The sequence below is a fragment of the Halodesulfovibrio spirochaetisodalis genome (assembly GCF_001672295.1).
GTDB lineage: Bacteria > Desulfobacterota > Desulfovibrionia > Desulfovibrionales > Desulfovibrionaceae > Halodesulfovibrio > Halodesulfovibrio spirochaetisodalis.
Map to the genome: position 1 here is coordinate 33,842 of NZ_JXMS01000022.1, position 25,987 is coordinate 59,828.

The 25,987-nt window shown below is 46.9% G+C and carries 18 protein-coding genes; 10 read left to right on the plus strand and 8 right to left on the minus strand.

What is annotated here, in order from left to right; genetic code table 11:
* Positions 1-217 precede the first annotated feature (217 nt).
* Together rpoB and rpoC are read left to right on the plus strand one after the other, a co-directional pair.
* Positions 218-4,321, plus strand: a complete 4,104-nt coding sequence (gene rpoB / locus SP90_RS12025; RefSeq protein WP_066856516.1) for a DNA-directed RNA polymerase subunit beta — start codon at positions 218-220, stop codon at positions 4,319-4,321.
* A gap of 101 nt (positions 4,322-4,422) precedes the next feature.
* Positions 4,423-8,580, plus strand: a complete 4,158-nt coding sequence (gene rpoC, locus SP90_RS12030) for a DNA-directed RNA polymerase subunit beta' (protein WP_066856519.1) — start codon at positions 4,423-4,425, stop codon at positions 8,578-8,580.
* A 107-nt stretch (positions 8,581-8,687) separates the two neighbouring features.
* Here the strand turns inward: rpoC and SP90_RS12035 are convergent, their stop codons facing one another.
* Complete coding sequence (locus SP90_RS12035) at positions 8,688-8,903, minus strand: helix-turn-helix domain-containing protein (RefSeq protein WP_066856522.1); 216 nt, start codon at positions 8,901-8,903, stop codon at positions 8,688-8,690.
* Between the two features lie 8 nt (positions 8,904-8,911).
* On the minus strand, positions 8,912-9,457 hold the full coding sequence (locus SP90_RS12040) for a DUF2975 domain-containing protein (protein WP_066856526.1): 546 nt from the start codon (positions 9,455-9,457) through the stop codon (positions 8,912-8,914).
* 219 nt (positions 9,458-9,676) lie between these two features.
* Between SP90_RS12040 and SP90_RS12045 the strand changes: the two genes are divergently transcribed.
* Genes SP90_RS12045 through SP90_RS12080 form a run of 8 tightly spaced genes read left to right on the plus strand, consistent with a single transcriptional unit; the run spans position 9,677 to position 17,474 of the window.
* A complete protein-coding gene (locus SP90_RS12045; protein ID WP_066856529.1) occupies positions 9,677-10,207 on the plus strand; it encodes a GAK system XXXCH domain-containing protein in 531 nt (176 codons plus the stop codon).
* A gap of 23 nt (positions 10,208-10,230) precedes the next feature.
* Positions 10,231-11,400 carry a hypothetical protein gene (locus tag SP90_RS12050; protein ID WP_066856532.1) on the plus strand — a complete coding sequence of 390 codons (1,170 nt, stop codon included), beginning with the start codon at positions 10,231-10,233 and terminating at the stop codon, positions 11,398-11,400.
* A 24-nt stretch (positions 11,401-11,424) separates the two neighbouring features.
* Positions 11,425-11,697: an amphi-Trp domain-containing protein gene (locus SP90_RS12055; protein ID WP_066856535.1), complete on the plus strand. Its 273-nt coding sequence runs from the start codon at positions 11,425-11,427 to the stop codon at positions 11,695-11,697.
* Positions 11,698-11,699: 2 nt separating this feature from the next.
* A complete protein-coding gene (locus SP90_RS12060) occupies positions 11,700-13,343 on the plus strand; it encodes a PhoU domain-containing protein (protein ID WP_066856537.1) in 1,644 nt (547 codons plus the stop codon).
* Positions 13,344-13,359: 16 nt separating this feature from the next.
* Positions 13,360-14,229, plus strand: coding sequence for a GAK system ATP-grasp enzyme (locus SP90_RS12065; RefSeq protein ID WP_066856540.1), 870 nt, complete (start codon positions 13,360-13,362; stop codon positions 14,227-14,229).
* Positions 14,226-15,323 carry an HprK-related kinase B gene (locus SP90_RS12070; RefSeq protein WP_066856543.1) on the plus strand — a complete coding sequence of 366 codons (1,098 nt, stop codon included), beginning with the start codon at positions 14,226-14,228 and terminating at the stop codon, positions 15,321-15,323. The genes SP90_RS12065 and SP90_RS12070 overlap by 4 nt, the downstream gene beginning before the upstream one ends.
* 6 nt (positions 15,324-15,329) lie before the next feature.
* Positions 15,330-16,523 (plus strand): GAK system CofD-like protein, encoded by a 1,194-nt coding sequence (locus SP90_RS12075; protein ID WP_066856546.1) that lies wholly within the window; start codon positions 15,330-15,332, stop codon positions 16,521-16,523.
* 24 nt (positions 16,524-16,547) lie between these two features.
* A complete protein-coding gene (locus SP90_RS12080) occupies positions 16,548-17,474 on the plus strand; it encodes an amphi-Trp domain-containing protein (RefSeq protein ID WP_066856548.1) in 927 nt (308 codons plus the stop codon).
* Positions 17,475-17,541: 67 nt separating this feature from the next.
* Here the strand turns inward: SP90_RS12080 and SP90_RS12085 are convergent, their stop codons facing one another.
* The 6 genes from SP90_RS12085 to SP90_RS12110 all read right to left on the minus strand — a co-directional run bounded on the left by SP90_RS12085 (position 17,542) and on the right by SP90_RS12110 (position 25,214).
* Positions 17,542-18,687: an amino acid permease gene (locus SP90_RS12085; protein WP_066856551.1), complete on the minus strand. Its 1,146-nt coding sequence runs from the start codon at positions 18,685-18,687 to the stop codon at positions 17,542-17,544.
* A 560-nt stretch (positions 18,688-19,247) separates the two neighbouring features.
* The gene (locus tag SP90_RS12090; protein ID WP_066856554.1) at positions 19,248-20,285 is read right to left on the minus strand and encodes an ABC transporter ATP-binding protein; all 1,038 of its coding nucleotides are present in this window, start codon (positions 20,283-20,285) and stop codon (positions 19,248-19,250) included.
* Complete coding sequence (locus tag SP90_RS12095) at positions 20,282-21,442, minus strand: ABC transporter ATP-binding protein (protein ID WP_066856556.1); 1,161 nt, start codon at positions 21,440-21,442, stop codon at positions 20,282-20,284. Before SP90_RS12095 ends, SP90_RS12090 begins: the two co-directional genes overlap by 4 nt.
* A gap of 1 nt (position 21,443) precedes the next feature.
* Positions 21,444-22,379 carry an ABC transporter permease gene (locus tag SP90_RS12100; RefSeq protein ID WP_197498796.1) on the minus strand — a complete coding sequence of 312 codons (936 nt, stop codon included), beginning with the start codon at positions 22,377-22,379 and terminating at the stop codon, positions 21,444-21,446.
* Between the two features lie 11 nt (positions 22,380-22,390).
* Positions 22,391-23,422 (minus strand): ABC transporter permease, encoded by a 1,032-nt coding sequence (locus SP90_RS12105; RefSeq protein WP_066856559.1) that lies wholly within the window; start codon positions 23,420-23,422, stop codon positions 22,391-22,393.
* Positions 23,423-23,480: 58 nt separating this feature from the next.
* Positions 23,481-25,214, minus strand: a complete 1,734-nt coding sequence (locus tag SP90_RS12110) for an ABC transporter substrate-binding protein (protein ID WP_066856562.1) — start codon at positions 25,212-25,214, stop codon at positions 23,481-23,483.
* Positions 25,215-25,987: the final 773 nt, after the last annotated feature.

The window sequence follows — 25,987 nt, forward strand, 5'->3', positions numbered from 1 at the left end:
TTCTGCTTTCTGCTGCTGAATTTGCATGCTTCGAGCAGCACCTACCAGTGCCCAGTCTTTCCGGACACCTGAGTCCACCGGGCAACCCTTTGCGCATGCGTACGTATCCGTTTCGGAGATAATCCGCCGACTTTGGTTAAGCAAACGCGCCATTTTCCGATGCTTCTTAGCCGCAGTGGCATCATCTTTGGCAAACCGTCTCTTTTGAGGTGTAAATATGGGCCAACTTTATAAAAAATTTGGTAAAATCGAAGTAACGCTTCCTATCCCGCATCTTCTCAACTTGCAGGTAGATTCCTACAAGAAGTTTTTGCAGGAAGGTCGTACTGACCGACTGCCTGAAGAAGGTCTTGAAGGTGTATTCCGTTCTGTCTTCCCTATTGAAGACTTTAACCGCACAGCAAGCCTTGAATATGTTCGCTATGATATCAGTGAACCTAAATATGATCAGGCTGAATGCATTGCAAAGGGTCTTACCTACGAAGCACCAATCCGCATTACCGTGCGTCTTGTTGTGTATGATGTAGATGAAGAGACCGAAAACCGCACCATCCGCGATATTAAAGAGCAGGACATCTACTTTGGTACCCTGCCTTTAATGACCGAGAAAGGTACATTTATTGTTAACGGTACCGAGCGTGTTATCGTTAACCAGTTGCAGCGTTCTCCTGGTATCATCTTTGAACATGATGCAGGTAAAACGCACTCCAGCCGTAAAGTGCTCTACAGCTGCCGTATCATTCCGATGCGTGGTTCCTGGCTCGATTTTGACTTCGATCACAAAGATATTTTGTACGTACGAATTGACCGTCGTCGCAAAATGCCTGCCACTATTCTCTTCAAAGCAATGGGTATGTCTCGTTCCGACATTCTCGACTGCTTCTACGAGAAAGAATACTTCCGTTTCGAAGACGGCAAAGTTCTGTGGGAAGTGCAGAAAGACATGTACCGCAAGGAAATTGCGTACGTGGATCTTGGCGATGGCGAAAAAGTATTCGCTAAGCAGGGCAAGCCTATTACAAAACGTACATGGCGCCTGCTTCTCGATGCCGGTATCGATGCAATTGAAGTTGCACCGGATACCCTTAACGGTCTGTTCCTTGCCGAAGATCTTGTTGATGAAAACACAGGTGAAGTTCTTGCAGACGCTGCAGACGAACTCACAGAAGATATTGTTGAACGCATCCGCGAAGCCGGCGTAACACGCCTGCCTGTTCTTCACACCCGCGGTTCTGACGTATCTTCTTCCATGCGTGACACACTTCTTCTTGATAAAACAGAAGACTCTGAGTCCGCACGTGTTGAAATCTACCGTCGTCTGCGTCCTAGCTCCCCTCCTACTCCGGAAATTGCGAACACATTCTTTGAGAACCTGTTCCGCAGCGGGGACTACTACGACTTATCTCCAGTAGGTCGTTACAAAATGAACCAGCGCCTCGATCTCGATCGCGAGAACGACATGCGCACCCTGTCAGACAACGACATTTTCACAGCAATCAAGATTCTGTGTAAACTGAAAGACTCTCACGGTCCTGCTGACGATATCGATCATCTCGGTAACCGTCGCGTACGTCCTGTAGGTGAACTGGTAGAAAACCAGTACCGCATCGGTCTCGTACGTATGGAACGTGCTATCAAAGAACGCATGAGCCTTCAGGAAGTTGCGACTCTCATGCCGCACGACCTCATCAACCCTAAACCGGTTGCTGCTGTGCTTAAAGAGTTCTTCGGTACTTCCCAGCTTTCCCAGTTCATGGACCAGACTAACGCCCTGTCCGAGGTAACTCACAAGCGTCGTCTGTCTGCTCTTGGACCAGGTGGTCTTACCCGTGAACGTGCAGGCTTCGAAGTTCGAGACGTACACACCTCTCACTACGGACGTATCTGCCCTATTGAGACTCCAGAGGGACCAAACATTGGTCTTATCGTGTCTCTCACAACCTACTCCAAAGTAAATGACTTTGGTTTCATCGAAACTCCGTACCGCGTGGTACAGGATGCTCGTGTCACCGACGAGATCATTTACATGGATGCGACCACTGAACAGGGTCAGGTTGTTGCTCAGGCAAACGCAGAACTCGACGAACAGGGTAACTTCGTAAGAGAATTTATTACGACCCGTTACCTTGGTGACGTTCTCATGTCTCCACGTGAAGATGTTACTCTTATGGACATCTCACCAAGCCAGATGGTTTCCATCTCTGCTGCGCTGATTCCATTCCTCGAGCACGATGACGCGAACCGCGCACTTATGGGTTCCAACATGCAGCGTCAGGCGGTGCCATTGCTCCGCTGTCACAAGCCTATTGTTGGTACCGGTATGGAAGGTCCTGTAGCACAGGACTCCGGAGCATGTATCATTGCTGAAGGCGAAGGTATTGTTCGCTTTGCTGATGCTGACCGCATTGTTGTTTCGTACACCAACGGTCTCTACCCAGAGTCTGGTGGCGTTCGCAGCTACGACTTGCAGAAGCACCACAAATCCAACCAGAGCTCATGTTTTGGTCAGAAGCCTACCTGTCATCCGAACCAGCCAGTTGTCCGCGGTACTATTCTCGCTGACGGCCCTGGTATCGAAGACGGCGAACTCGCACTGGGTAAAAACCTCGTTGTAGCGTTTATGCCTTGGTGTGGTTACAACTTCGAGGACTCCATCCTCATCTCCGAACGTATGGTAAAAGAAGACGTCTTCACATCCGTACACATTGAAGAGTTTGAAGTTGTTGCTCGAGACACCAAACTTGGACCTGAAGAAATTACCCGCGATATTCCGAACGTAAGCGAAGAAATGCTCCGCAACCTCGACGGCAGCGGTATTATTCGCATCGGTGCTAACGTTTCTCCTGACGATATCCTCGTAGGTAAGATTACTCCTAAAGGCGAGACTCAGCTCTCTCCTGAAGAGAAACTCCTTCGTGCGATCTTCGGTGATAAAGCACGCGACGTTAAGAACACCTCCCTCAAAGTTCCTCCAGGAATCGAAGGTACTGTAATTGACGTTAAAGTGTTCAACCGTCGTTCCGGTGAAAAAGACGAACGCACTAAAAATATCGAAGACTACGAACTTGCTAAGCTTGATCGTAAAGAACAGAGCCATATTGCAGCACTCACCGCTTCTACCATGATCAAAGTTGTGGAAGAAGCAGGCGGTAAGCAGCTTGCGTACAACATTCCTGGTAAACGCAAAGGCGAAGTTCTTGCTGAAGCAGGTCATGTAGTAACAGCAGAAATTCTTGAAGAAATTCCGGTTAAGAAACTTTCCGGTCTGTTTAAGTCTAATGAAGTAAATGACGCCATTGAGCATATCATTGAAGAATATGATAAGCAGGTTGAATTTATTAAGAATATCTACGACACCAAACGCGAGAAAGTGTCTGAAGGCGATGATCTGCCTCCAGGCGTGCTCAAGATGGTTAAATGCTACATCGCCGTTAAGCGTAAGCTTAGCGTAGGTGACAAAATGGCTGGCCGTCACGGTAACAAAGGTGTTGTTTCCCAGATTCTGCCTATCGAAGACATGCCGTTCTTCGCAGATGGTTCTACAGTAGACATCGTACTTAACCCACTGGGTGTACCGTCTCGTATGAACATCGGTCAGATCATGGAAACACACTTAGGTTGGGGCGCACTCAAACTTGGTGAGCAGCTTGCAGCACTTCTTGAAACCGGCGAACACCTTAAAGACGTTCGTGCACGTGTTAAAGAGGTTTACAAGTGTGATTCCATCAACCGTATGGTCGACGAAATGGATGACGAAGAGTTCACAAAAGCTGTTCGTCGCCTGAGCACCGGTATTGTAACAAAGACTCCGGTATTCGACGGTGCACGTGAAGAAGAAATCTGGTCATGGATTGCTGATGCAGGCATGCCGGATGACGGTAAGAACGTACTGTTCGACGGCCGTACCGGTGACCAGTTCCAGAACCGCGTAACCACAGGTGTTATGTACATCCTGAAACTGCACCACTTGGTTGATGAAAAAATCCACGCCCGTTCAACCGGTCCTTACTCACTTGTTACGCAGCAGCCTCTGGGTGGTAAAGCTCAGTTCGGTGGTCAGCGTCTTGGTGAGATGGAAGTATGGGCACTGGAAGCACATGGTGCAGCTTACATGTTGCAGGAATTCCTGACCGTTAAGTCTGATGACGTAACCGGTCGTGTAAAAATGTACGAGAAGATCGTTAAAGGTGACAACTTCCTTGAAGCTGGTATGCCTGAGTCCTTCAACGTACTTATCAAGGAATTGATGTCCCTCGGTCTGGACGTCACCCTGCATCAGGAAGAGGAACAAAAAGGTCCACGCACCTTCCTTGCTGACTAAATAGAACGGGTTTGCTCCGCAAGCCGGAGCAAACCCGATTTTAGGATACTGTTACAGATCCCGAAACCCGCATGACAACCTTTATGGGTGGGGTAACAACTATGAGTTTAGACGATCTTTTCTCTGCACGTAGCAATACAGCTCAAGCTGCAGATATTCACAACCTGAAGGCTATTCAGATCTCCATTGCTGCTCCGGAAGCAATCCGAGAATGGTCTTACGGTGAAGTTAAAAAGCCAGAAACTATTAACTACCGTACGTTCAAACCAGAACGCGACGGTCTTTTCTGCGCAAAGATCTTCGGCCCGGTAAAAGATTACGAATGTAACTGCGGAAAATACAAACGCATGAAGCACCGCGGCATCGTCTGCGAAAAGTGTGGCGTTGAAGTTATTGCTTCCAAAGTTCGTCGTGAGCGTATGGGTCACATTGAGCTTGCAGCTCCAGTTGCGCACATCTGGTTCCTGAAAACTCTGCCTTCCAAGATCGGTACACTGCTCGACATGACCATGTCTGATCTTGAGAAAGTATTGTACTTCGACTCTTTTGTCGTTCTTGATCCGGGCCAGACTTCTCTCGCCAAGAATCAGGTTATCTCAGAAGACCACTACTTCCAGGTAATCGACCACTACGGCGAAGACGCAATTGTTGTGGGCATGGGTGCTGAAGCAATTCGCGGTCTCATCGAAGAGCTCAATCTTGAGACTCTGCGTCATGAGTTGCGTGAAGAGTCTCAGACAACCCGTTCTCAGACCAAAAAGAAAAAACTTACAAAACGACTGAAGATTGTTGAGGCTTTCCTTGAGTCCAACAACCGTCCTGAATGGATGATTATGGAAGTTGTTCCGGTAATTCCACCAGAACTTCGTCCTCTCGTTCCTCTGGATGGCGGACGTTTCGCAACTTCCGACCTCAACGACCTTTACCGTCGTGTTATTAACCGTAACAACCGCCTGAAGCGTCTGATGGAACTCGGTGCACCTGAGATCATCATCCGTAACGAAAAACGTATGCTTCAGGAATCTGTTGACGCACTCTTCGACAACGGTCGCCGCGGTCGCGCAATTACCGGTACTAACGGTCGCCCTCTTAAATCCCTGTCAGACATGATCAAGGGTAAGCAGGGTCGTTTCCGTCAGAACCTTCTCGGTAAGCGTGTTGACTACTCCGGTCGTTCCGTAATTGTTGTAGGTCCTAACCTTAAACTGCACCAGTGCGGTCTTCCTAAGAAGATGGCTCTTGAGTTGTTTAAGCCGTTTATCTACTCCAAACTCGAAGAAAGAAACCTCGCCTCTACAATTAAGAGTGCGAAGAAAATGGTTGAGCGTGAAGAGCTGGTAGTTTGGGATATCCTCGAAGAGGTTGTTCGCGAATACCCTATCCTGCTTAACCGTGCGCCGACACTTCACCGCCTCGGTATTCAGGCATTTGAACCAACCCTCGTTGAAGGTAAGGCTATCCGCCTGCACCCTCTCGTATGCTCCGCGTACAACGCTGACTTCGATGGTGACCAGATGGCTGTACACGTACCTCTTTCTGTGGAAGCACAGATTGAAGCACGCGTACTTATGATGTCTACAAACAACATTCTTTCTCCAGCTAACGGTTCTCCTGTTATCGTTCCTTCTCAGGATATCGTTCTCGGTCTGTACTACATGACTTGTGAACGCTCTTTTGAAAAAGGCGAAGGCATGGAATTCTGCGGGCGCTGGGAAGTTATCAGTGCATATGACCACGGTCAGGTATCTCTGCACGCACGCATTAAGGTTCGCCTTGATGACGGCCGTGTTGTTGAGACTACCCCTGGTCGCGTTATCGTTTCTCAGATTCTGCCGGAAGGCATGAGCTTTGATCGTGCTAACGACGTTATGACCAAGAAAAACATTGGTAAACTCGTAAGTTCTGCATACCGCGAATGCGGCATCAAAGCTTCTGTTCTCCTTTGTGACCGTCTCAAAAACTTAGGTTACGAGTACGGCACCCGCGCTGGTGTTACCATTGCGGTTAAAGACCTTGAGATTCCGGACAGCAAAAAAGGCATTCTGGAAAAATCTCAGGCAGAAGTTGACGAAATTGAACGCCAGTACCGCGAAGGTATTATTACACGCACCGAGAAATACAACAAAATCGTTGATGTTTGGACAAAGACGACTCAGGACGTGTCCAACGAAATGATGAAGCACATTTCCCGTGATATCATCAAAGACGAGAAGACTGGTAAAGAAGAGTCCAACCTCTCCTTTAACTCCATCTTCATGATGTCCAACTCCGGTGCTCGAGGTAACCAGGACCAGATGCGTCAGCTCGCAGGTATGCGTGGTCTGATGGCGAAACCGTCCGGTGAAATTATTGAAACACCAATTACATCTTCATTCCGTGAAGGTCTTTCCGTGCTTCAGTACTTCACCTCTACTCACGGTGCTCGTAAAGGTCTTGCGGATACCGCGCTTAAAACCGCGAACTCCGGTTACCTTACCCGTCGTCTTGTTGACGTTGTTCAGGACGTTATCATTGGCGAACACGATTGTGGTACTGTTGACGGTCTTGAGCTTTCCCACCTCATCAGTGGTGGTGAAATCAAAATGCGTCTTTCAGAACGTGCAATCGGCCGTGTTGTTCTTTACCCGGTTCTTGATCCGGTTACTAAGGAAGAACTTATTCCGGCTAATGGCCTCATCAACGAAGAACGCGCACAGCTTCTCGATGATCGTGGTATCAACTCCATCACCATCCGCTCCGCACTGACCTGTTCCTCTGAACACGGTATTTGTGCTCTGTGTTACGGTCGTGACCTTGCTCGCGGTCGTCTCGTTAACTGCGGTGAGACTGTCGGTATTATTGCTGCTCAGTCCATTGGTGAGCCTGGTACTCAGCTTACAATGCGTACCTTCCACATCGGTGGTACTGCATCTACCCAGATTGAGAAATCCAGCATCGAAGCTCAGCACTCCGGTCGCGTTGTGACCTCCCGTGTTAAAGCTGTTACCAACAAAGAGGGTCACCACCTCGTACTTGGTAAATCCGGTCAGGTTTCCATTGTTGACGAACAGGGTCGCGAACGCGAAAAATACATCCTGCCTAACGGTTCCCGTTTGAACGTTACCGACGGTCAGGAAATCACCAAAGGCGACGTTATCGCTGATTGGGATCCGTTCAACGAGCCATTCGTTACAGAAGTTCCTGGTACAATTAAGTTCACCGATATCATCGATGGCAAAACATTCCAGGAAACAACTGACCTTGCGACTCAGATGGCAACCCGTACCATTATTGAGTACCGTACAACCAACTTGAAACCGTCCATCTCCATTTGTGATGAAGACGGCGAGCCTAAATTCCGCGGTGATACTTCCATCCCTGCAGTTTACCAGCTCCCAGTTGGCGCGATTATCATGGTTCAGGACGGTCAGCAGCTTGAAGCGGGTGACGTTATCGCTCGTAAGCCGCGTGAGACATCCAAAACCAAGGATATCGTAGGTGGTCTTCCACGAGTAGCGGAACTCTTTGAAGTACGTAAGCCGAAAGACCTCGCTGTTGTTACTGAAATTGACGGTATCGTATCCTACGCCGGTGAAACCAAAGGTAAGCGCAAGCTCATGGTCACTCCTGAAGTAGGCGAACCGAAAGAATACCTCGTACCTAAAGGTAAGCACATCACTGTTACTGAAGGCGACTTCGTAGAAGCAGGCGAACAACTTACTGAAGGTCAGCCGGAACTTCACGACATTCTCCGCATTAAAGGCGAGAAATTCCTCGCTAACTACTTGTGTGAAGAAATTCAGGAAGTGTACCGATTCCAGGGCGTAGGCATTGACGATAAGCACATTGAGATTATCGTTCGCCAGATGCTCAGAAAGGTATCTGTACTTGATCCGGGCGAAACCAGCTTCCTCGTTGGTGAGCAGGTGGATAAACAGGAATTCCGCGATGAAAACAAAAAGGCTGTTACTGAAGGGCGCACCCCTGCTAATGCTGAACCTCTGGTTCTCGGTATTACACAGGCTTCCCTTACAACTTCATCCTTTATTTCTGCGGCTTCCTTCCAGGAAACCACAAAAGTTCTTACCGAAGCATCTCTGCGCGGCAAACGCGACAGACTTCGCGGTCTCAAAGAGAACGTTATTGTGGGTCGCCTCATTCCGGCTGGTTCCGGCTACCGCGACTTCGTTTCCTCAAACATCGAAGTACCACAGCAGGAAGAGCGTGCTGACAAGTTCCTCGACGAACTTGACGAGCCTGTATTCACTGCAGGCGCATAAGCGTTTATCAGAATGCAAAGCCCCCGTATCATCAGATACGGGGGCTTTTTTAACTCATTCATCAGAATCAATTCTTATTCAGGCCAGCAAGGCTCATGTACTACTCGCTAGCCATTGTCATCTGGCTCGTATTGTAAAATATCACCGGGCTGACAATCCAAATACTTACAGATAGCTTCCAAAGTCGAAAAACGTACAGCTTTAGCACGCCCCGTCTTAAGAATAGAAAGGTTCTGTTGTGTAATCCCTATAGCTTCAGCAAGTTCTTTTGAACTGACATTGCGCTTTGCTAATATGATATTAAGACTAATGCTTATTGCCATAACTTTACCTACACCGTGAACTGCTGCTCTTCTTGTAACTTCCGGCCTTCGTCCATAATTCGGGAAATCAATATCACCATAAGCCCCACCACAACCAGTGAGATATTTGCATCATCTACACTGATAGAAATAAAGCGTTGCCCCTGTGGATTAGTAAAACTCAAAATTACAGATTGCAATGCCCCCTGTGGCAGCGAGAGAGCCTGCTGTACTATTAAGCCGATCCCAATAGCTCTATAGCATGCAACATTATCAACACCGAAGAATTCTCCACGACTATACAATGCAAATAATCTGGAAAGCATTCGAAGCACATACATTATCGCACCGCCAGTCAACATTGACGCTCCGAAACAAGCTATCCGCTGCCAAGTCGTAACAGGTTGGATAGTATGCCCGCGCAAAATAGATTCAGCCAATCCAAAGTTTGACCAACTGCCAGTGTCTGAAAAGTCACTCCACAGCCAGAGGCACAGCATCAGAATCGGATAGGCATAAAAGAACACTCGGAATAACAAGGCAAACCTTTTACTCGGCTTGGTGATGGTAGTCATGCAGCTTCTCCTAATTATTGATCGATGTTTTTTATTGTTAAACAATCATTTATTGCTGTTTGTCAATAATTATATCGGAGACGCATTCTCACTTGGCTCTCCTTCGCACAATGCTCTCGAATCATATTCCGCTGATAACTAATTTTCTTATTTGACCAAGCCACTAAGTCATGCTTTTCTAATAGCTCATCCCTATTCCTTTGACACACAGGAGTCCTTATGGCTGAGAAACTTATACGCACAATCACAAGGGGCGAACTGCCTAATTTTTTACGTGACTTAGCAGATGCATGTGAAAACGCATCGGTACAAGATTTTCCAGACTGCACAAATGCAAAGAAGATTCGTCTATCCGTAAAAGACGAGTACGGGCAACTCACCGTTAAACTAAAAATGAGTGCACACATTGATGAATGCGAACTATGTGAAGATTGCGAATGCGGTGGAATCAGACCGGACGGGCTTCCGCGATACAAGCGCCTGAAAAAACGCATGGCAACAAGCTTTAAAGTCATATTTAAAGCTCTCCATCAACAGACAGTTCCACCCGAAGAAGCAGTGCTCGACTTCATTGCTGACTCACGCCTCATGACAAAGTATCCCGGAAAGGGTGATCCGTTGTACGCAGAGTATGACAAACTCACAGATATACTTGAAGAAGCATGGCACACTAAGGACTTACAAAAATTCCACGAAACCGTGGACGCACTGAACCATATGAAAACAGAATGTCATCATAAATATAAATAGCTCATGCGGTCAGGGGGAACGCCATGAAGTTCACTGTTGAGCAGGAAAAAGAACATGCTAAGCTGGTAGAAAAGCTCCGCGGCTATTCAGAAGACATAACGAAAAAAGATCATGCTATTTTTTCAAAAATTGTCTCGGATAAACTCGATAAATGGCAGATCAATCAGGTTCTTACTCCTTCTGAAATTTATCCGCGCCAGCAGTATGTTATCGCCACCCACTGGCACCCTGAATTTGTTCCTATGGAACTCAATCAACAGCGCATTGAAACCATGTTTCCCAACCGCAAAGATGAACTCATTATCCCCACTCAGCATAATGAACTCATGTCCTACGGCCCCTATACAGGTGCTGAAGTGGACTGCTACGCAAGCGGTTTTGACGAAAAGGTACAGCTACTGATCCACTTTGAAACAGAGCGACTGCAAGATAACGACACCATGCTGCGCTCCATGCTTGCACACACCCGTAAGTATCGCTCAAGCCAGCTCTTTGATTTCATTCACTCATTCACAAAACCGATTGATGAAAGATTGCATGCTGCAGCTAAAAAAACCGGTGTTGAACCTAGCGCCGTTAAATTTGCCTGCATTGTAGTAGGCAAAATAGAGCAACTTCTTAACGAGCATTGGGACAGTGTGCCGGAATTTTCCATGCGCAATAAACTAATCCGTAACTACATTGACGCACTGCGCCCTGAATTCGGCCACCGCTTCATTGATCGGGTTCAGACCTTTGTGCAGGAAGTGAAAAAGATAGTGAAACTCAGCTTTCCACTGGAGTATTTCTATCGCGCTTCGGAGATTATAGAAGAAACACGACACCTTGGTGGCTCAATCATCATTCCTCATCCCGAACAATTCTGGCCAATTCTTCTCGGCAGATATGATGTGGACGGGTATGAGGTATGGAACCCGCAATCAAACAGATACACTGAGTTTCTTATAGATGTGGTAAACGAGCACAATAAATACCGCAAAAGCTCCAGCAAACAGTTACTCATCCTCATGGGAGATGATTGTCATCAAGGGGAAAAAACGCGCAGAAAAGATGAGCAAGATCCAGAAAAAACAGGAAGGGAAATCGGCTTACAGCCTGCGTGGGATGACCTGAATATTCAAAAAAAGCTCATACGGGGTGGCGTTACCCGTCAAGGCATCATTGAGGAATACCGGAACAGACTCTCTGGATAAAGCTGAAAAAACACAGGAACCGGCATGGCAGAACATAAATTTTCGTTCGAATCCTTGCAGGATACTTCATCTATTGTCGAACTGCTGGAATCGATTACGCAAGGGTTTAAAGACGGCTCAATTGCTCTTGCTTCTCAGCAGGACTCTATTACCCTTACCCCGAAGGGGTTGTTGAGTTTTGCCATCAAAGCAAAGCAGAAGAACGGAGAAAGCAGGCTCGTATTGCGAATTCGCTGGAAGGATCAAACTCCTGACCAGCATTCGCCTTCCGGAACACTGTATATCGGCAGCGAATAAGCATGGCATCGTTCAAGGCTCTGCACGAACATTTTACCTTCCTGCTGCTCGAAGTGCAGGCACAGGTACAGGCAACGCAGGATTTTTTACTGCGACCTACCCGTGTGCTCAAAAAGCAGCTGGCGCTGCGCTGTGACAAAACAGCCAATATGCAGGCCGTAATAGAGACCATGTGCTATTCGGAATTAAACTCAGCGCAGGCTCTGCCACAAAGCCAAATCAATAAACTGCGGGCACTGCAAAAAATGGCAATACACCTGCACTATATTTCAGAATTTTGCATAAATATTTCCAAGCAGACTCAATACCTTTCCAAAGAAAGCAGGCTTGATCCTGATGACTTCATGCCTTTTTTTGCAGACATCACTCAAGCCATCAATCTTGTTAAGCCATCACTTGATGAGGGCGACCTTTCCAAGGCGTTGCGCATATGCCGTGCTGAATACACACTGGATGAGAAATACAGACATGTATTTTCACGCCTTACACGGGAGATAAATGCCGGTACCGAAGCCTCAGGTCACGTCACTGCCATATTTATCTACCGGTACCTTGAGCGCATTGGGGACTCTCTCCAACGCATAGGAGAAGCGCTCATATTTATTACTGTCGGGAATATTCTTAAAGTATCTCAGTTTGACTCTCTCCAGCAGACTCTTACCCAATCCGGCTTCACCGGCTCTATGCATGATGTTGACTATAAAGCCATACTTGGCAGCCGCTCCGGCTGTTCTGTTGGAGTAGTGGAGACAGTTGCTCCTTTTCATGAGCCAGCACGTCAAGGTTCCATCTATAAAGAAGGTTCTCTGGAAAAAATACGGCAGGAAAAAGATAATATTGAACGGTGGCAGCATGTCTTTCCTTCGCTTGTGCCTGCAATTTACGGATACCATGAAAGTTCGGACAATGCTGCGTTGCTTATTGAACTACTTCAGGGCTGCACTCTGGACGAAGTCATCCTGCAAGGAGAACAGTTTCTTGTTGATAGCGCATTGACTGTCCTGCAAAACACATTACGCAACGTCTGGGATGCTACAAAAACACAATCACCTGTGAACACAAACTACATCCAGCAACTCACAAGCCGTCTTTCACCTGTACTGCAAGTCCACCCTGCCTCTCTGCGTGACTCTCTTTCCGTCGGCAGTGTAACAACTCACTCCACAGAAGAGCTGCTCAACCAGTGCTCACACCTTGAAAAAACGCTCTCAGCACCATTCTCCGTCCTTATTCACGGTGATCTCAATATGAACAACATTGTATACAATCAACAGCTTCAAACTGTACGTTTCATCGATTTGTACCGTTCCAGAGAGTTTGATTATCTGCAGGATGTTTCCGTTTTCCTTGTCTCAATATTCCGCATCCCTGTTTTTGAACCACAGATACGGGACAGACTGAACCGGACTACCGACCAGTTTTATTCATTCGCACGAAAAGTTGCATCTGATTACAACGACGCCACCTTTGAAGCTCGCTTAGCCTTTGCCCTCGCCCGCTCTTTCTATACCTCAACACGCTTTGAGCTTAACAGCAGCTTTGCAAAACGCATGTATCTACGTGCCCACTTTCTCATGGAAAAATTGCTCGAACACTCGGGCGGATGGGCAACATTCACATTACCGGAAGATATTTTACTGTATTAACATGGGGTGAGACCACATGAAAATAGGCGTTGTAGGAACTCCAAGTGGATGGTCGTCTGAACGACTGGCGGACACCGTAGCCAGAACAACCGGCTACCGGCTGCTTATCAACATGAAAGAAATTCGTCTTGATCTGGGACAGAAAGCCTGCTGGTTTGAAGGAACGAACCTGATGTCTCTGGACGCCCTTATCGTTAAAAAAGTCGGGGCTCGCTATTCATCTGCGTTACTGAACAGGCTGGAACTCTTACGGGTTATGAATGAACACGGACTGCCTGTCTTTTCAAAACCGTCCAGCATGATCGCTGTCCTCAATCGGCTTTCCTGCACTGCCACTCTGCAACAGGCAAACATCCCTATGCCCCCCACAACGCTTACTGAAAACATAGACGAAGCACTCGAAGCAATAAAACAGTACGGTACAGCTGTTCTCAAACCGCTCTACTCATCCAAAGGACGCGGTATGGTTATTGTTTCCGACACCAAAGATGCACACAAAACTGTTCGTGAATATGCCAGTGTTTTTCCCATGATGTACATTCAAAAAGCCATCGACCTGAAGGAAGATAAAGACCTTGGTGTTGTCTTCATACAGGGGAAATACCTTACCACGTATGCCCGCTGCAAAGGCAATTCGTGGAACACGACCACAACCTCAGGCGGCTATTACGAAAAGTATACACCATCGATAGAAATCATAGAGCTTGCCCGTAAGGCGCAGCACCCGTTTAAACTGGACTTTACCTGCGTTGATGTTGCCATCACATCTGAAGGCCCTGTTGTTTTTGAAGTCTCTGCATTTGGTGGATTTAAAGGAATTCTTCAGGCTCAGGGCATAGATGCGGCACAACTCTATGTTGATGCAGTTATGAAGGAGCTTTCATGAATATAAAAAAATATACAGGCTTTTTTTCTGTTCTTCATGCAGTTCATGAAAGCTATCCGGCAACGTACCAGTTCCAAATTGCATTCAATAACTTTGTACTCAATGTCTTTGTAAACAACGCACTACTTGCAGCAACGTTGATTCACTATTTTTCCGAGTTCATTGTTCTGAACCCACAGCAACATGTTAATTCAACAGTAACGGTTCACGATACCCCGCCACTCAACTTTCCCTATCAATACAAAACAGCACTGCCTTCTGCTCCGCACAAACTCCCTAAACACGAATGGATTGATCTTCCAGACGGGCGTATTGTGCGCCACAAACGTACAAACATGCACTACATCATCGCTGACGGCTACAACTGTATAGCCGGCTCCTGCGTTCAGTACAAAAATCAGGTCGTAAACTTCATCAACAGCAGATTTATTAATCGGCAGGTAGACAGCGGGTATTTACTTGGGCATGCAGCCGCTGTGACATTAAACGGGCGAGGGGTCATCATAAGCGGTAACTCCGGTGCCGGAAAATCTACACTGGCATTGCATATGCTCACCAGCGGGGCTGATTTCGTCAGTAACGACAGAGTTCTTATGCACCCGAGCGGCCAAAACCCGTTTTACGGCACACTGCAGCAGCCAAGAATCAACCCGGGGACAGCGCTGAACAACCCGAAGCTTGAGCAGATTCTTTCACCGCAGGAACGTATGGAATTTGGCAAAATGCGTCCTGAATCGTTATGGCAGCTGGAGCATAAATACGATGTACTTATTCCTGAGTGTTATGATGCCCACAGATTTATTCCCCATGCACCGCTCAGTGGCGCTGTCATTATAGACTGGTGCCGCAATACAGAGCCAATGGTTATTGAAGAATATGCAGCACAGGAAGCAAGACCGTATCTTGCCCATATGATGAAGAAAAACGACCTGCTGTATCTGCCGAAGAATAAAGAGTATACAGACCCTGTACTCAGTGATTATATACAGGCGCTTCATGACAAGCCTGTGTTTGTTATACGCGGCGGTGTAAACTTTGCTGAAGCAACAAAAAAACTTATGAACTTCCTGAATACAGGACATACAAGCGTGTAATCCGTAATGCCTACCATCGAAATAACAAGAAGGGTAAACGTACCCGACCCGCTGAAAATTGAACGCTACCGTACTGCACCGCAGAACGGCCCCCGCGTTCTATTCTTCAGTGGTGGTACTGCATTACAGGGAGTTTCCCGCGATATTATCAAATATACACACAACTCCGTGCACCTGATTACGCCCTTTGATTCAGGAGGAAGTTCGGCCGTCCTGCGGGATGAATTTTCCATGCCTGCAGTGGGAGACATCCGCAACCGCCTTATGTCTCTTGCTGATGATTCTGTTCTGGGCAACCCGGAAATTTATGCATTTTTCACCCACCGCCTGAATACTGAAGCTTCTCAGCAAGAGCTGCGCACTGAGCTTGCTGAACTTGCCGAAGGAACACATCCGCTTATTCTTGCGGTGCCATACCCTATGCGCAAGCTCATCCAGACCAGCATGATTTCTATCCGCAATCATATTTCCGATGCATTTGACCTGCGCGGTGCCAGTCTTGGGAATCTGGTTTTAGCAGCCGGATATCTCGACAACGGGCGACAGCTCGCCCCTGTCATCTACCTCTTTTCAAAACTTGCTGAAGTACGCGGTACTGTGCGTCCTATTGCCAATGTGACAGCACAACTTGCTGTATCTCTCGCCAATGGTGAAAACATTATTGGCCAGCATCGTATTACCGGCAAAGAAACAGCCCCGCTTACCACTAAAATTGACTCCATCTGGCTTGCCGAATCTCAGCAATCCTCCGAGCCTGTTTCCGTCTCCATCAGCGACCGCACAAGCGCACTCATCAACGAGGCGGAACTCATTTGCTACCCTATGGGCAGCTTCTACTCCAGCGTTATAGCCAACCTGCTTCCCTCTGGTGTAGGAGAGAGTATCGCCCGTACAAAATGCCCTAAGGTGTTTATTCCCAACACAGGAACAGACGCTGAAGTTGTCGGGCATACCCTTACAGAACAAATTGAAACCCTTCTTTTCCATCTGAAAAAAGACGCTCCATCCACTATTGCCACGAGCGACGTGCTTAATCTTATCGTGATTGATTCCGATGCAACGCGGTATAATGGCTCTCTGAACCATGATATGCTGTCGCGCGAAGGCATTACTGTGGTATCCTGTGACTTGATCACAAACCAAAGCTCACCATACATAGACGCCGCAGTGCTGAACCGGATTCTCTTATCTCTCTGCTAGCACTTGCGGCTGGAGGAGAGACACATGGAAAAGAAAAAAATCCACATTTCCGACACGATCCCCTGCAAACTTGCAGTGTCACATATCGACTGTTTTCTGGATGGCCTGCGCAGTGGTGCAGTCGTCATTGAAGAAGGTGACAAAAAGATCATCCTGCATCCTCATTCCGAAGTAAAAATGGATATCGAGGCAAAAGCTAAAAAAGACAAACAGCGCCTTGTTATCACCTTGGAATGGTGCGCACCTGAGGCATGCCAACGCATCCATCACGAGACACACACCCCGCACGCCCAAGAGCACGGGGGAAACGGCAAAATGCTGGCTCACCATCATCGCGGTGGACACCATCATGACGAAGAATATGACGGGCACCACAGCGGGCACCATCAAGAACCTCCTCATAAACTTGATGAACACGGATTCCATTCCCACCACCATTGTCACGGCAAGGGTGAACACCAGCTATGCCACACCCACGAACATGCAGAAGGACATCACGAACACCAACAGCAGACCGGATGCTGTGAGGATATTGAACATGAAGCACATGAAGGATGCTGTTCTGAGCATAACTATGGTCGAGCACCGCATTGGGACGAAGTTCCCGAACACGGTCATCATGGCTGCTGCGAAGGAAAGAAGCATTCACCGCATAAAGGTTGCTGTTCCGAGCATGATTATGGAATGAACATCGAGGAGCATGGGCGTAGAAACAGAGGACAAATGAAGGCAGAGCGCGCTGAAATTTTAGGAGAAACACTCCACGGCAACGGCTACAAAATCTGGCACAAAGGCCACTCAGCGTACTTTGATCACAAACATCACCCTCCGTATGCAACGCATAAAATGTTCCACGGAACACAGACACACCACAAACCACGAGGAAAAGGGGAAAACTACCACCGCAAAAGCCACACCAGTGTTCCTCCACGCCCCGAGAAGACCACCTAGAACATCAATAAAAAAAGCTCCCTGCATAACAGGGAGCTTTTTCATTATCTACTGGCAGAGCAGCCAACTACATGTAGCTGGCACTCACAATAACAAGACCGCACAGGAAGCTCACAGCAATTGCCGCTTTGCCACCAAAAACACGGTACGCTTGGTTCTGGCCTGCAGAACGCATTTTCCACGCCATCACGCACGGAATGAACACTGCGATAATGGTGAACGCTGCACCCGCATGGGCAAGAGCTGCGATAAAGCCATTCGGGGCAAGCAAGGAGGCTGCAAGCGGTGGAATAAATACAATCGCAGTTGTACCCGCACGGCTCACTTTATCGTCTTTACGTCGGAAAGTCTCAGCTACAAGATCGAAGAGTGCAAAGGATACACCTATAAAGGAAGTAATGAGTGCAAGGGAAGCGAAGAGAGACAGGATGGTTGTTACCCATGAAGAACCGCCACTCATCTGATTAATGAGGATGTCCACATTATCCATGGTTGCAAGCTGCGCCGGAGTTGCACTGCCGAGAGCCAGAGTCAACCACGCAAAGTAGCAGATAAACGGAATAGTACTACCGACTGCGAGGATGCGGATAAGTGTTTTTTTGTCATCACCTACGTAGTTCACAATACTCGGAATACAAGGATGGTACCCGAAAGACGTAAACAGAACCGGCAAAGACATGATGAGAACTTTTGCCTTTGGCTGTCCCTGTGCAAGGTTAGCAACATTCAGCTGACCACCAAGGGTCGCAAAGCTAACAACCATGCCCACGAGCATAGCAATAAACAGGTATTTGTTTGCGGTAACAACAGAGTTTGTACCGGAGAATAGCAGCAGTGCGCTGATACCGGCAAAAGCCATTGTTCCCATGCGTGCATCAAGTCCGGTACTGTTTGCGATAATACCGCCCATACCGGTCAGGTACGCGACAAGAAGACAGTAAAACAGAAAGAAAACACTACCCGTTCCCAACAACTGTCCGGGACGCCCTAAAATTTTACGTGTCATAAAGTTAAGGTTAACACCGGTGCCGAATTCAATGTTGATTTCGAGCAGAAGAAGCGCAACGTACATGGCAATAAGCCACATGAACAGAAGCACCAGAGTTCCTGTAACAAACCCAAGACTGCCGATAGCCATCGGCAATCCGAGCATCCCAGCTCCGATAGATGTGCCAGCTACAATGCTGATTGCACCAAGATTTTTTGAAAGCATACCTCTCCCTTTCGACATATTGCTGTAGCTGCCGTCAGACAACGCGCGTAACTATCAGACAACATAGTATAACATGATACAAAACGTATTATATCGCACATACTGCATGCAACATACACATTCAGCATGTATTTTTTGACATTTTTGTACACAACATAAGCATCTTCAACACCCTGTTGCATTGCGACCACAACTCCTACACATGCTCAATATCGAAATCAAGCACATTTCGTTATGGGTGAAGTTGACATTATTGTAACAAAACCCCATACAACAGTTTTTAGCGCTATATCTTTTTAAAGCAATACAACATGTTGCATTATAAACAACATAATTACAACCCGTACAAAAGAACAGGTAGCAAGAACACAACATATTGAATTAGCAATTTATTTTTTTATACAAATACATGCATGAAAAAAAGTACTCGGCACAACCAGATAAAAGTATATCCTCTCATACTGCAGTCAGGCTCTCTTACACCTCCTCTATTAAGCCACAAAAAAAACGACCACACACCTACTGTGTATGGCCGATCAATGTTAGTTTGAAATACTTGTCTAGCAATATCCGGATATCCCGTATCGTTCCTCAACGAGGGCAGCAACGCTGTCCTGCCGATGACATGCAACACTATGCCCGCCTCCCACATCAATAAGAGCAGGCTCTTCCCTGCGACAAATATCGATGCAAAACGGACAACGGGTATGAAAACGGCATCCGTCCGGTGGATTCAACGGACTTGGCACATCGCCCTCAAGCACGATACGACTGGAGTTTCCCGTCACTTCGGGATTCGGAATACCTGAGAGCAATGCATGCGTATATGGATGCAACGGATTCATAAACAGCTCATCCGTAGGACATGTTTCGATGCATTTTCCCAGATACATCACAGCAATACGGGTAGAAATATACTTAACTACCAGCAGATGATGCGTGACGAACAGATAGGTAAGGTTTAAATCCTTACGAAGCGAATCCAGTAAATTAAGAATCTGCGCCTGCACCGACACATCCAGAGCACTGGTAGGTTCATCCAGCACAATAAACTCAGGTGATGCCGCAATGGCACGCGCTACAGCAATGCGCTGCCGCTGCCCGCCGGAAAACTCATGCGGATACCGCATAAGATGCATGCGGGAAAGTCCGACCATTTCAAGAATGGACACTACTTTGGCCTCAAGCTCACGGGCACTTAGCTTTTCCTGCTCCTTAATCGGTTCCGCAACAATATGTTTTATCAACATACGGGGATTAAGAGAGGTCGTCGGGTCTTGGAATACCATTTGTAATCTGCTGCGTATTCCAGCCTTCTTCATTTGTCTGTTGGACATTCCTGCAATATCGACCGGCTCACCGTTTTCAGGATAATAGAGCGCCGTCCCTCCCGTGGGAGCATGCAGATTAATGACAGCTTTACCGGTGGTGGTTTTACCACATCCGGACTCTCCAACAACACCAAGGCATTCACCGCGATAGATATCAAGATCAATCCCGTCCAGCGCTTTCACGGAATTAACCTTGCGCTTAAAGACACCGCCATAGACAGGATAATGTTTTTCAAGCCCCTTCAGCTCCAGTATCTTCTTTCTCATACCAGTCCCCCCACCTGCGCCTCTGCATAATGGCAGGCCACAAAATGCCCTTTACGCAATTCTTTCAATTCCGGTTTCTCTATAGAACACTGCTCCATAGCTTTAGGGCAACGGGGATGGAATCGACAGCCGGAAGGAGGATACACAAGGTTGGGCACACTTCCCTCAATGGACTGTAGCTCACCTTCCTGATGAAATTTAGGAACTGAGGTAAGCAAGGCCTGTGTGTACGGGTGCAGTGGTCTGGAGAAAACCTCTTCCACCTTGCCTGTTTCACACAGGGTTCCGGCATACATAACCCCCACTTTTTCACATGTTTCGGCGACTACGCCAAGATCATGCGTAATAAGCAGAATGGAAGAAATGCTTTCCTTTTTAAGATCATTCAGGAGTTGCAGAATCTGCGCCTGAACCGTCACGTCAAGGTTGGATGTCGCCTCATCTGCAATCAACAGGGTTGGATGGCAGGCAAGTGCTATGGCAATAACAATGCGCTGCTTCATACCACCGGACAAATTATGGGGATAGCGGGTAACAATTTCTTCAGGATTAGCTATTCCTAGCTTGCCGATAATATCTACTGCCCGTCTCATTGCTTCATCTTTCACCGGCGTATCCCATCTTCTCAGTAAAGGAATACGAGAGCACGCTTTAAGGAAACGAGATTTAGGACTTTTCGCTGCAATGGACAGCATTGCACGATACAATGGTGTCAGCAGTCCAAAGGATACTCCACCGTCGATCTTTTCGCAGATTCGCGTGCTCATCTGCGCTGTCCGATGAAACAAGAAACTCTCTGCAACCTGATACCCTATTGTAAGTACAGGGTTGAGCGCAGCGTTGGGTTCCTGAAAGATCATTGAGATAGAGTCTCCGCGGATGCCCTCCATTTCTTCTTCTGAAAGTTCCAGAAGATCGATGGGATCAGTCCCTGCCTGTTCAGAAAACAACACCCTGCCCCCCTCGATAACACCGGGAGACTGGATGACACGCAGCATCGAACGTACAGTTACAGATTTTCCGCAGCCGGACTCACCCACAAGTCCAAATGTACAGCCATGATCGATGGATAATGTAAACTTATCCAAAGCTCTGACCACGCCTTCATAGGTATAGAAATTGGTTGTAAGATCCTGTGCAGTAAGTAAAACAGCCATATCAGCGTCTCCTCAACTTAGGATCAAAGGCATCACGCAAAGCGTCACCCAGTAGATTCCACCCGAGTACAAAAAGGATAATGCAGATGCCCGGGAAGAATATTGTGTACCAGAATTGGAGCGGATTATTCGCAGGCCCGACAATATAGTTACGGGCAAGTGCAACCATCTGCCCCCAGTCTGCGTACCCTCTTGGGGCACCAAGTCCGACAAAACTTAAAAATGATGCTGTAATAACCATAGACCCCATATCCATGGAGCCCATAATCAACACCGGATAAATTGAGTTTGGCAGGATATGGCGCAGGATAATTTTACGGTCCGATACGCCCATAAGCTTTGCTGCCTGCACAAACTCCTGATGCCGCAATTTCAAAACTTCCGACCGTATCACGCGCACATACCAGCGCCATTCTACCAGAGCCAGCGCAATAATTATGTTTTCAAGCCCTCTTCCAAAGGCAACAACGATTGTCATTGCCAGCACAAGGAGCGGAATTGACCACACAATATCCACAAATCGCATCAGTATTTCATCAAACCAGCCACCGTAATACCCAGCCACAACACCAAGGGTGACTCCCACAAGTCCTGCGAATCCGACAACAAGCAGACCGATTTTAAAGGCGGTTCTGGTTCCCCAAACTACGCCATACAAAATATCATACTGGCCGGATGTCGTCCCCATAATGAAACGCTCTGAAGGCGGTTTCGGTGTCGGCGAAAAACCTTTGTGCGGCATTTTATATGGAGCATGCGCATACTTGGGCGGCGCAATATATGGTGCTGCAATAGCTACCCCAATAAAAAATGACAGCAATACTACGCCGATCACTGCAGAAGGATTCCTGAAGATGCGCACAAGTGTAAATTTAAGTTCCCGCAGACGCGGATGTTCATGAGCCTGAACCGCATCCATTGTTGTACTTGTTTCCATACTGCACCTTCCTAGTGAAGCCTGATGCGTGGGTCGACATATGCATACATAATGTCGATGATCAGGTTAGAAATTACGAAGACAAGCCCCACGAACATACAGACACTCATAAGCACCGGCATATCAAGCTGGGTAGCGGACTCTGCCAGCCACCACCCCATACCCTGACGGTTAAAAACAACTTCAACAGCAATGGAGCCTTCCATGGAAAGCGCCACGAGCTGTCCTGCAACAGTAATTACCGGAATAAGTGCATTCCGCTTAGCATGCTTTTGGTAAATTGTTTTAAAGTCAGCGCCCTTTGCCTTTGCGGTAATGACATAGTCCTTGCTCATCTCTTCGATCATACCGGAACGCATGACGCGCATAAGCAGCGCAACAACGACTATTACCTGTGTCAGCACAGGCAGCACGAGGTGATTGAGTGCATTCAGTGTAATATCCGGTCTGCCATTCAGCAGGCCATCTATAGAATACATCCCTGTATAGCGGACAAATTGATCAGGATTGTTGGCTACCCATAACGCCAGCTCACTGGAAAGAATTCCCGGAGAAAACAGGTCCAGATATCCATAAAAGATCATCAAAAGGATAAGCGCAAACAAGAAGGTAGGCAGAGACCATCCGACAATCGCAGCGATACGCGTCGAATGATCAAAAAAAGAATCGCGATAGACCCCTGACATTGTACCGAGCCATATGCCTACAATAACCACCAGAGGCGACGCAAAAAGATTAAGTTCAAGAGTGGTTGGAAAATAATTCCAGAAAGCTTTTGCAACAGGGCGCGCCGCCACCAGCGACCAGCCGAGATTACCCTGTGCAACCTGTTGTATCCACTTGCCGTACTGGACATAGATAGGCTTATCCAGCCCATATTCTTTAATAATTAGCGGAATATTCTCTGCCTGCTGAGGCGTAGTGACATACGCAGCAGCTCGCCGTTCCGGACTGAAGGTGGAAAGCAATCCAAAAATAAGGATTGAAACACCAAACAGAACGAACACAAGAAATAGTAACCGCCTGATAATATACGCAGTCATAACATCCTGTGAAAGCCCCGAAGGCAAACCTTCGGGGCGTATTGTTACGGGTTGGTGTTTAGTTCTTCTTCAGCAGTTTTAAATCTTCCCATTCATGATCGAGCATCGGGTGCGGAATAAAACCGTCAACATTAGTGCGGTACACAAAATGATCGACCTTCTGGTAAAGAATCAGACCCGGTGCATCTTCGTACCAGATATCCTGCATGCGGTAGTACGCATCACGGCGTTTATCGGGATCAATTTCAAAGCGGGCAAATTTAGCAAGTTTATCCGCCTCTTCATTTTTGTATCCCATGTACTTACCGTACGCACCTGTTGATGCCATAAAAGTAGTCAGGAAGTTATCAGGATCAGGGAAATCTGCCCCCCATCCAATGATGAAGACCGGCAGCAGATACTTACGATATGCGACCAAGTAATCTTTCCAGTCAATATTACGGACTTCAATATTGAACTTGGGATTCAAGGACATAATGTTTTCTGCAAGCATATGGGCTGCAGCTTCACGCTGGGCATTACCGGTATTGTGGGTAATAACCATTTTAAAGCCCTTATCCCACACTTTGCCGCCCCATGCTTTTTTCATCAGTTCAGCGGCTTTTTTCAGATCGTATTCATACACAGGCTCAACCTTACCATACGGAAGTCCTTTGGCATTGGGTGATGTAGGAATTTCCACATTACCGTTCCAAACATCTTCAATGTATAACTTACGATCAAAGGCATGAAGAAATGCTTTACGCACATTAATGTCGGTAAAGAAATCAGGCGGAATACCGTTTCCGTCGAGCTTACCGGAACCAATGTTCGGATTCGCTTCAGGATTAATTACCTGACAGAACATTGCGCCGGAAACAGACAGCTGTGGAACAGAGAAAATCTTTACATTATCCATCTCTTCCACTTCAGGAAGGTACTGCGGGTCAACCGTTACCCGATCAGCATCCCCGTTCTGCAGCGCAAGCTTACGAGAGCTCCACTCTTTATTGTACCGGACAATCGCGGTCTTCAGTGCTGGTTTTTCTCCCCAATAATTTTCATTACGCTGGAAGATAAACTCATTGGAAGGAATCCATTTCAACATTGAATACGGACCGGTACCGTTAGCAATTTTCTGTAACGGCTCGGCACCAAAAGCAGGACTATTGTATTTTGCAGCATTTTCAACGGTTCCATCCCATCCACCGTTTTCAATAGTCCATTCTTTATCAAGAATTACACCACCATATGAGTAGGCAAGAACAGCGAGCAACGGTGGGAATGGCTGCGGAAGATGGATAATGACAGAATCACCCTGTACTTCCACTGCCTTATCGATTTTTTCAAAAATACCATCAATAATTTTACCATCTTTACGGGTAGATGAAACACCAGCAACTGCTTCCAGCATCATCCACATAGGGCCGCCATCCTGATCAACAACCATGTGACGTTTGATGGAGTAGGCAACGTCTTCTGGTGTCAGGTCGTTACCGTTATGAAATTTTACGCCCTTGCGAATTTTAAATTCATACGTCTTGCCACCATCGCGGATTCCACCGTTCTCTACAGATGGAACTTCTGTGGCAAGTACCGGAGCAAATTTGTCCGTTGCAGAGCCATCAAAAAAGATCAACGGCTCATAAATATTCATAATACGCTGATGTGATACAACATCATAGCCGCACGCAGGATCAAGGGTACGGACAGTACCATAGCTTTCAAACACAAATGTGTCTTTCGGTGATGCTGCAACTGCAACAGATGCCATCAAAAGAACACATGCCAGTGCTGATATAAATCTCTTCACCCTAACCTCCTTGATGCCGGACACAACCATCCCAGCCCGGCAGGTAACAAGTACTAAGCTGTATACCCAACACAATATAAAACGGTTATTTCATGACACACTATCAACACCACAGCAAGGAACCGAGAAAACTAACATTCTAATCAATTTGATAATTTTGAAAACTTCACACAAAAAAACGCCCGAAAAATCTTCGAGCGTGTGATATACTTATTTTTTTATTCCTGAATTCAATTAGCAGTACCGGTAAAACACAGTCATTATTTTTTTATAACAACAGGATGCATAACTAGTTACTAACCCTTGGCATACCTCCCCACATACTAAACGCCACTAGCAGATTTTCAAAATAGGTTGTTACTGCTGTGAGCTATTGAACACACCTCAAATCAGTCCATTTATGATTTCAAAGCCATCCTGCAATTAAAACATCAGATCCCAAAACGACTCCAACATTCATCAAAAAAAAGGATGCCAGTAGTAACATGCTACTTCGTGTTTAAAACAGATTTAGAATGTGTAACGCGAAACTGTCATTACAACACACTACAATTATACTTAGTTTTGATGAACACACCTTTTCCAATCTCTGCAAAAATGCTTTACCTATAAACTCAAAATCTTATTTTATTAAGATATTTCAACATACCCAAAGTACGTTCAAAGAAGATATGTTCACCCCAACAGCTTTTTACATCTTTTTTATAATCTTGAGTATTCGAAAAAAGGTGTCCCATGCTTTGTTTTAAATTAGCCAAAGAAAGGCACAAAAG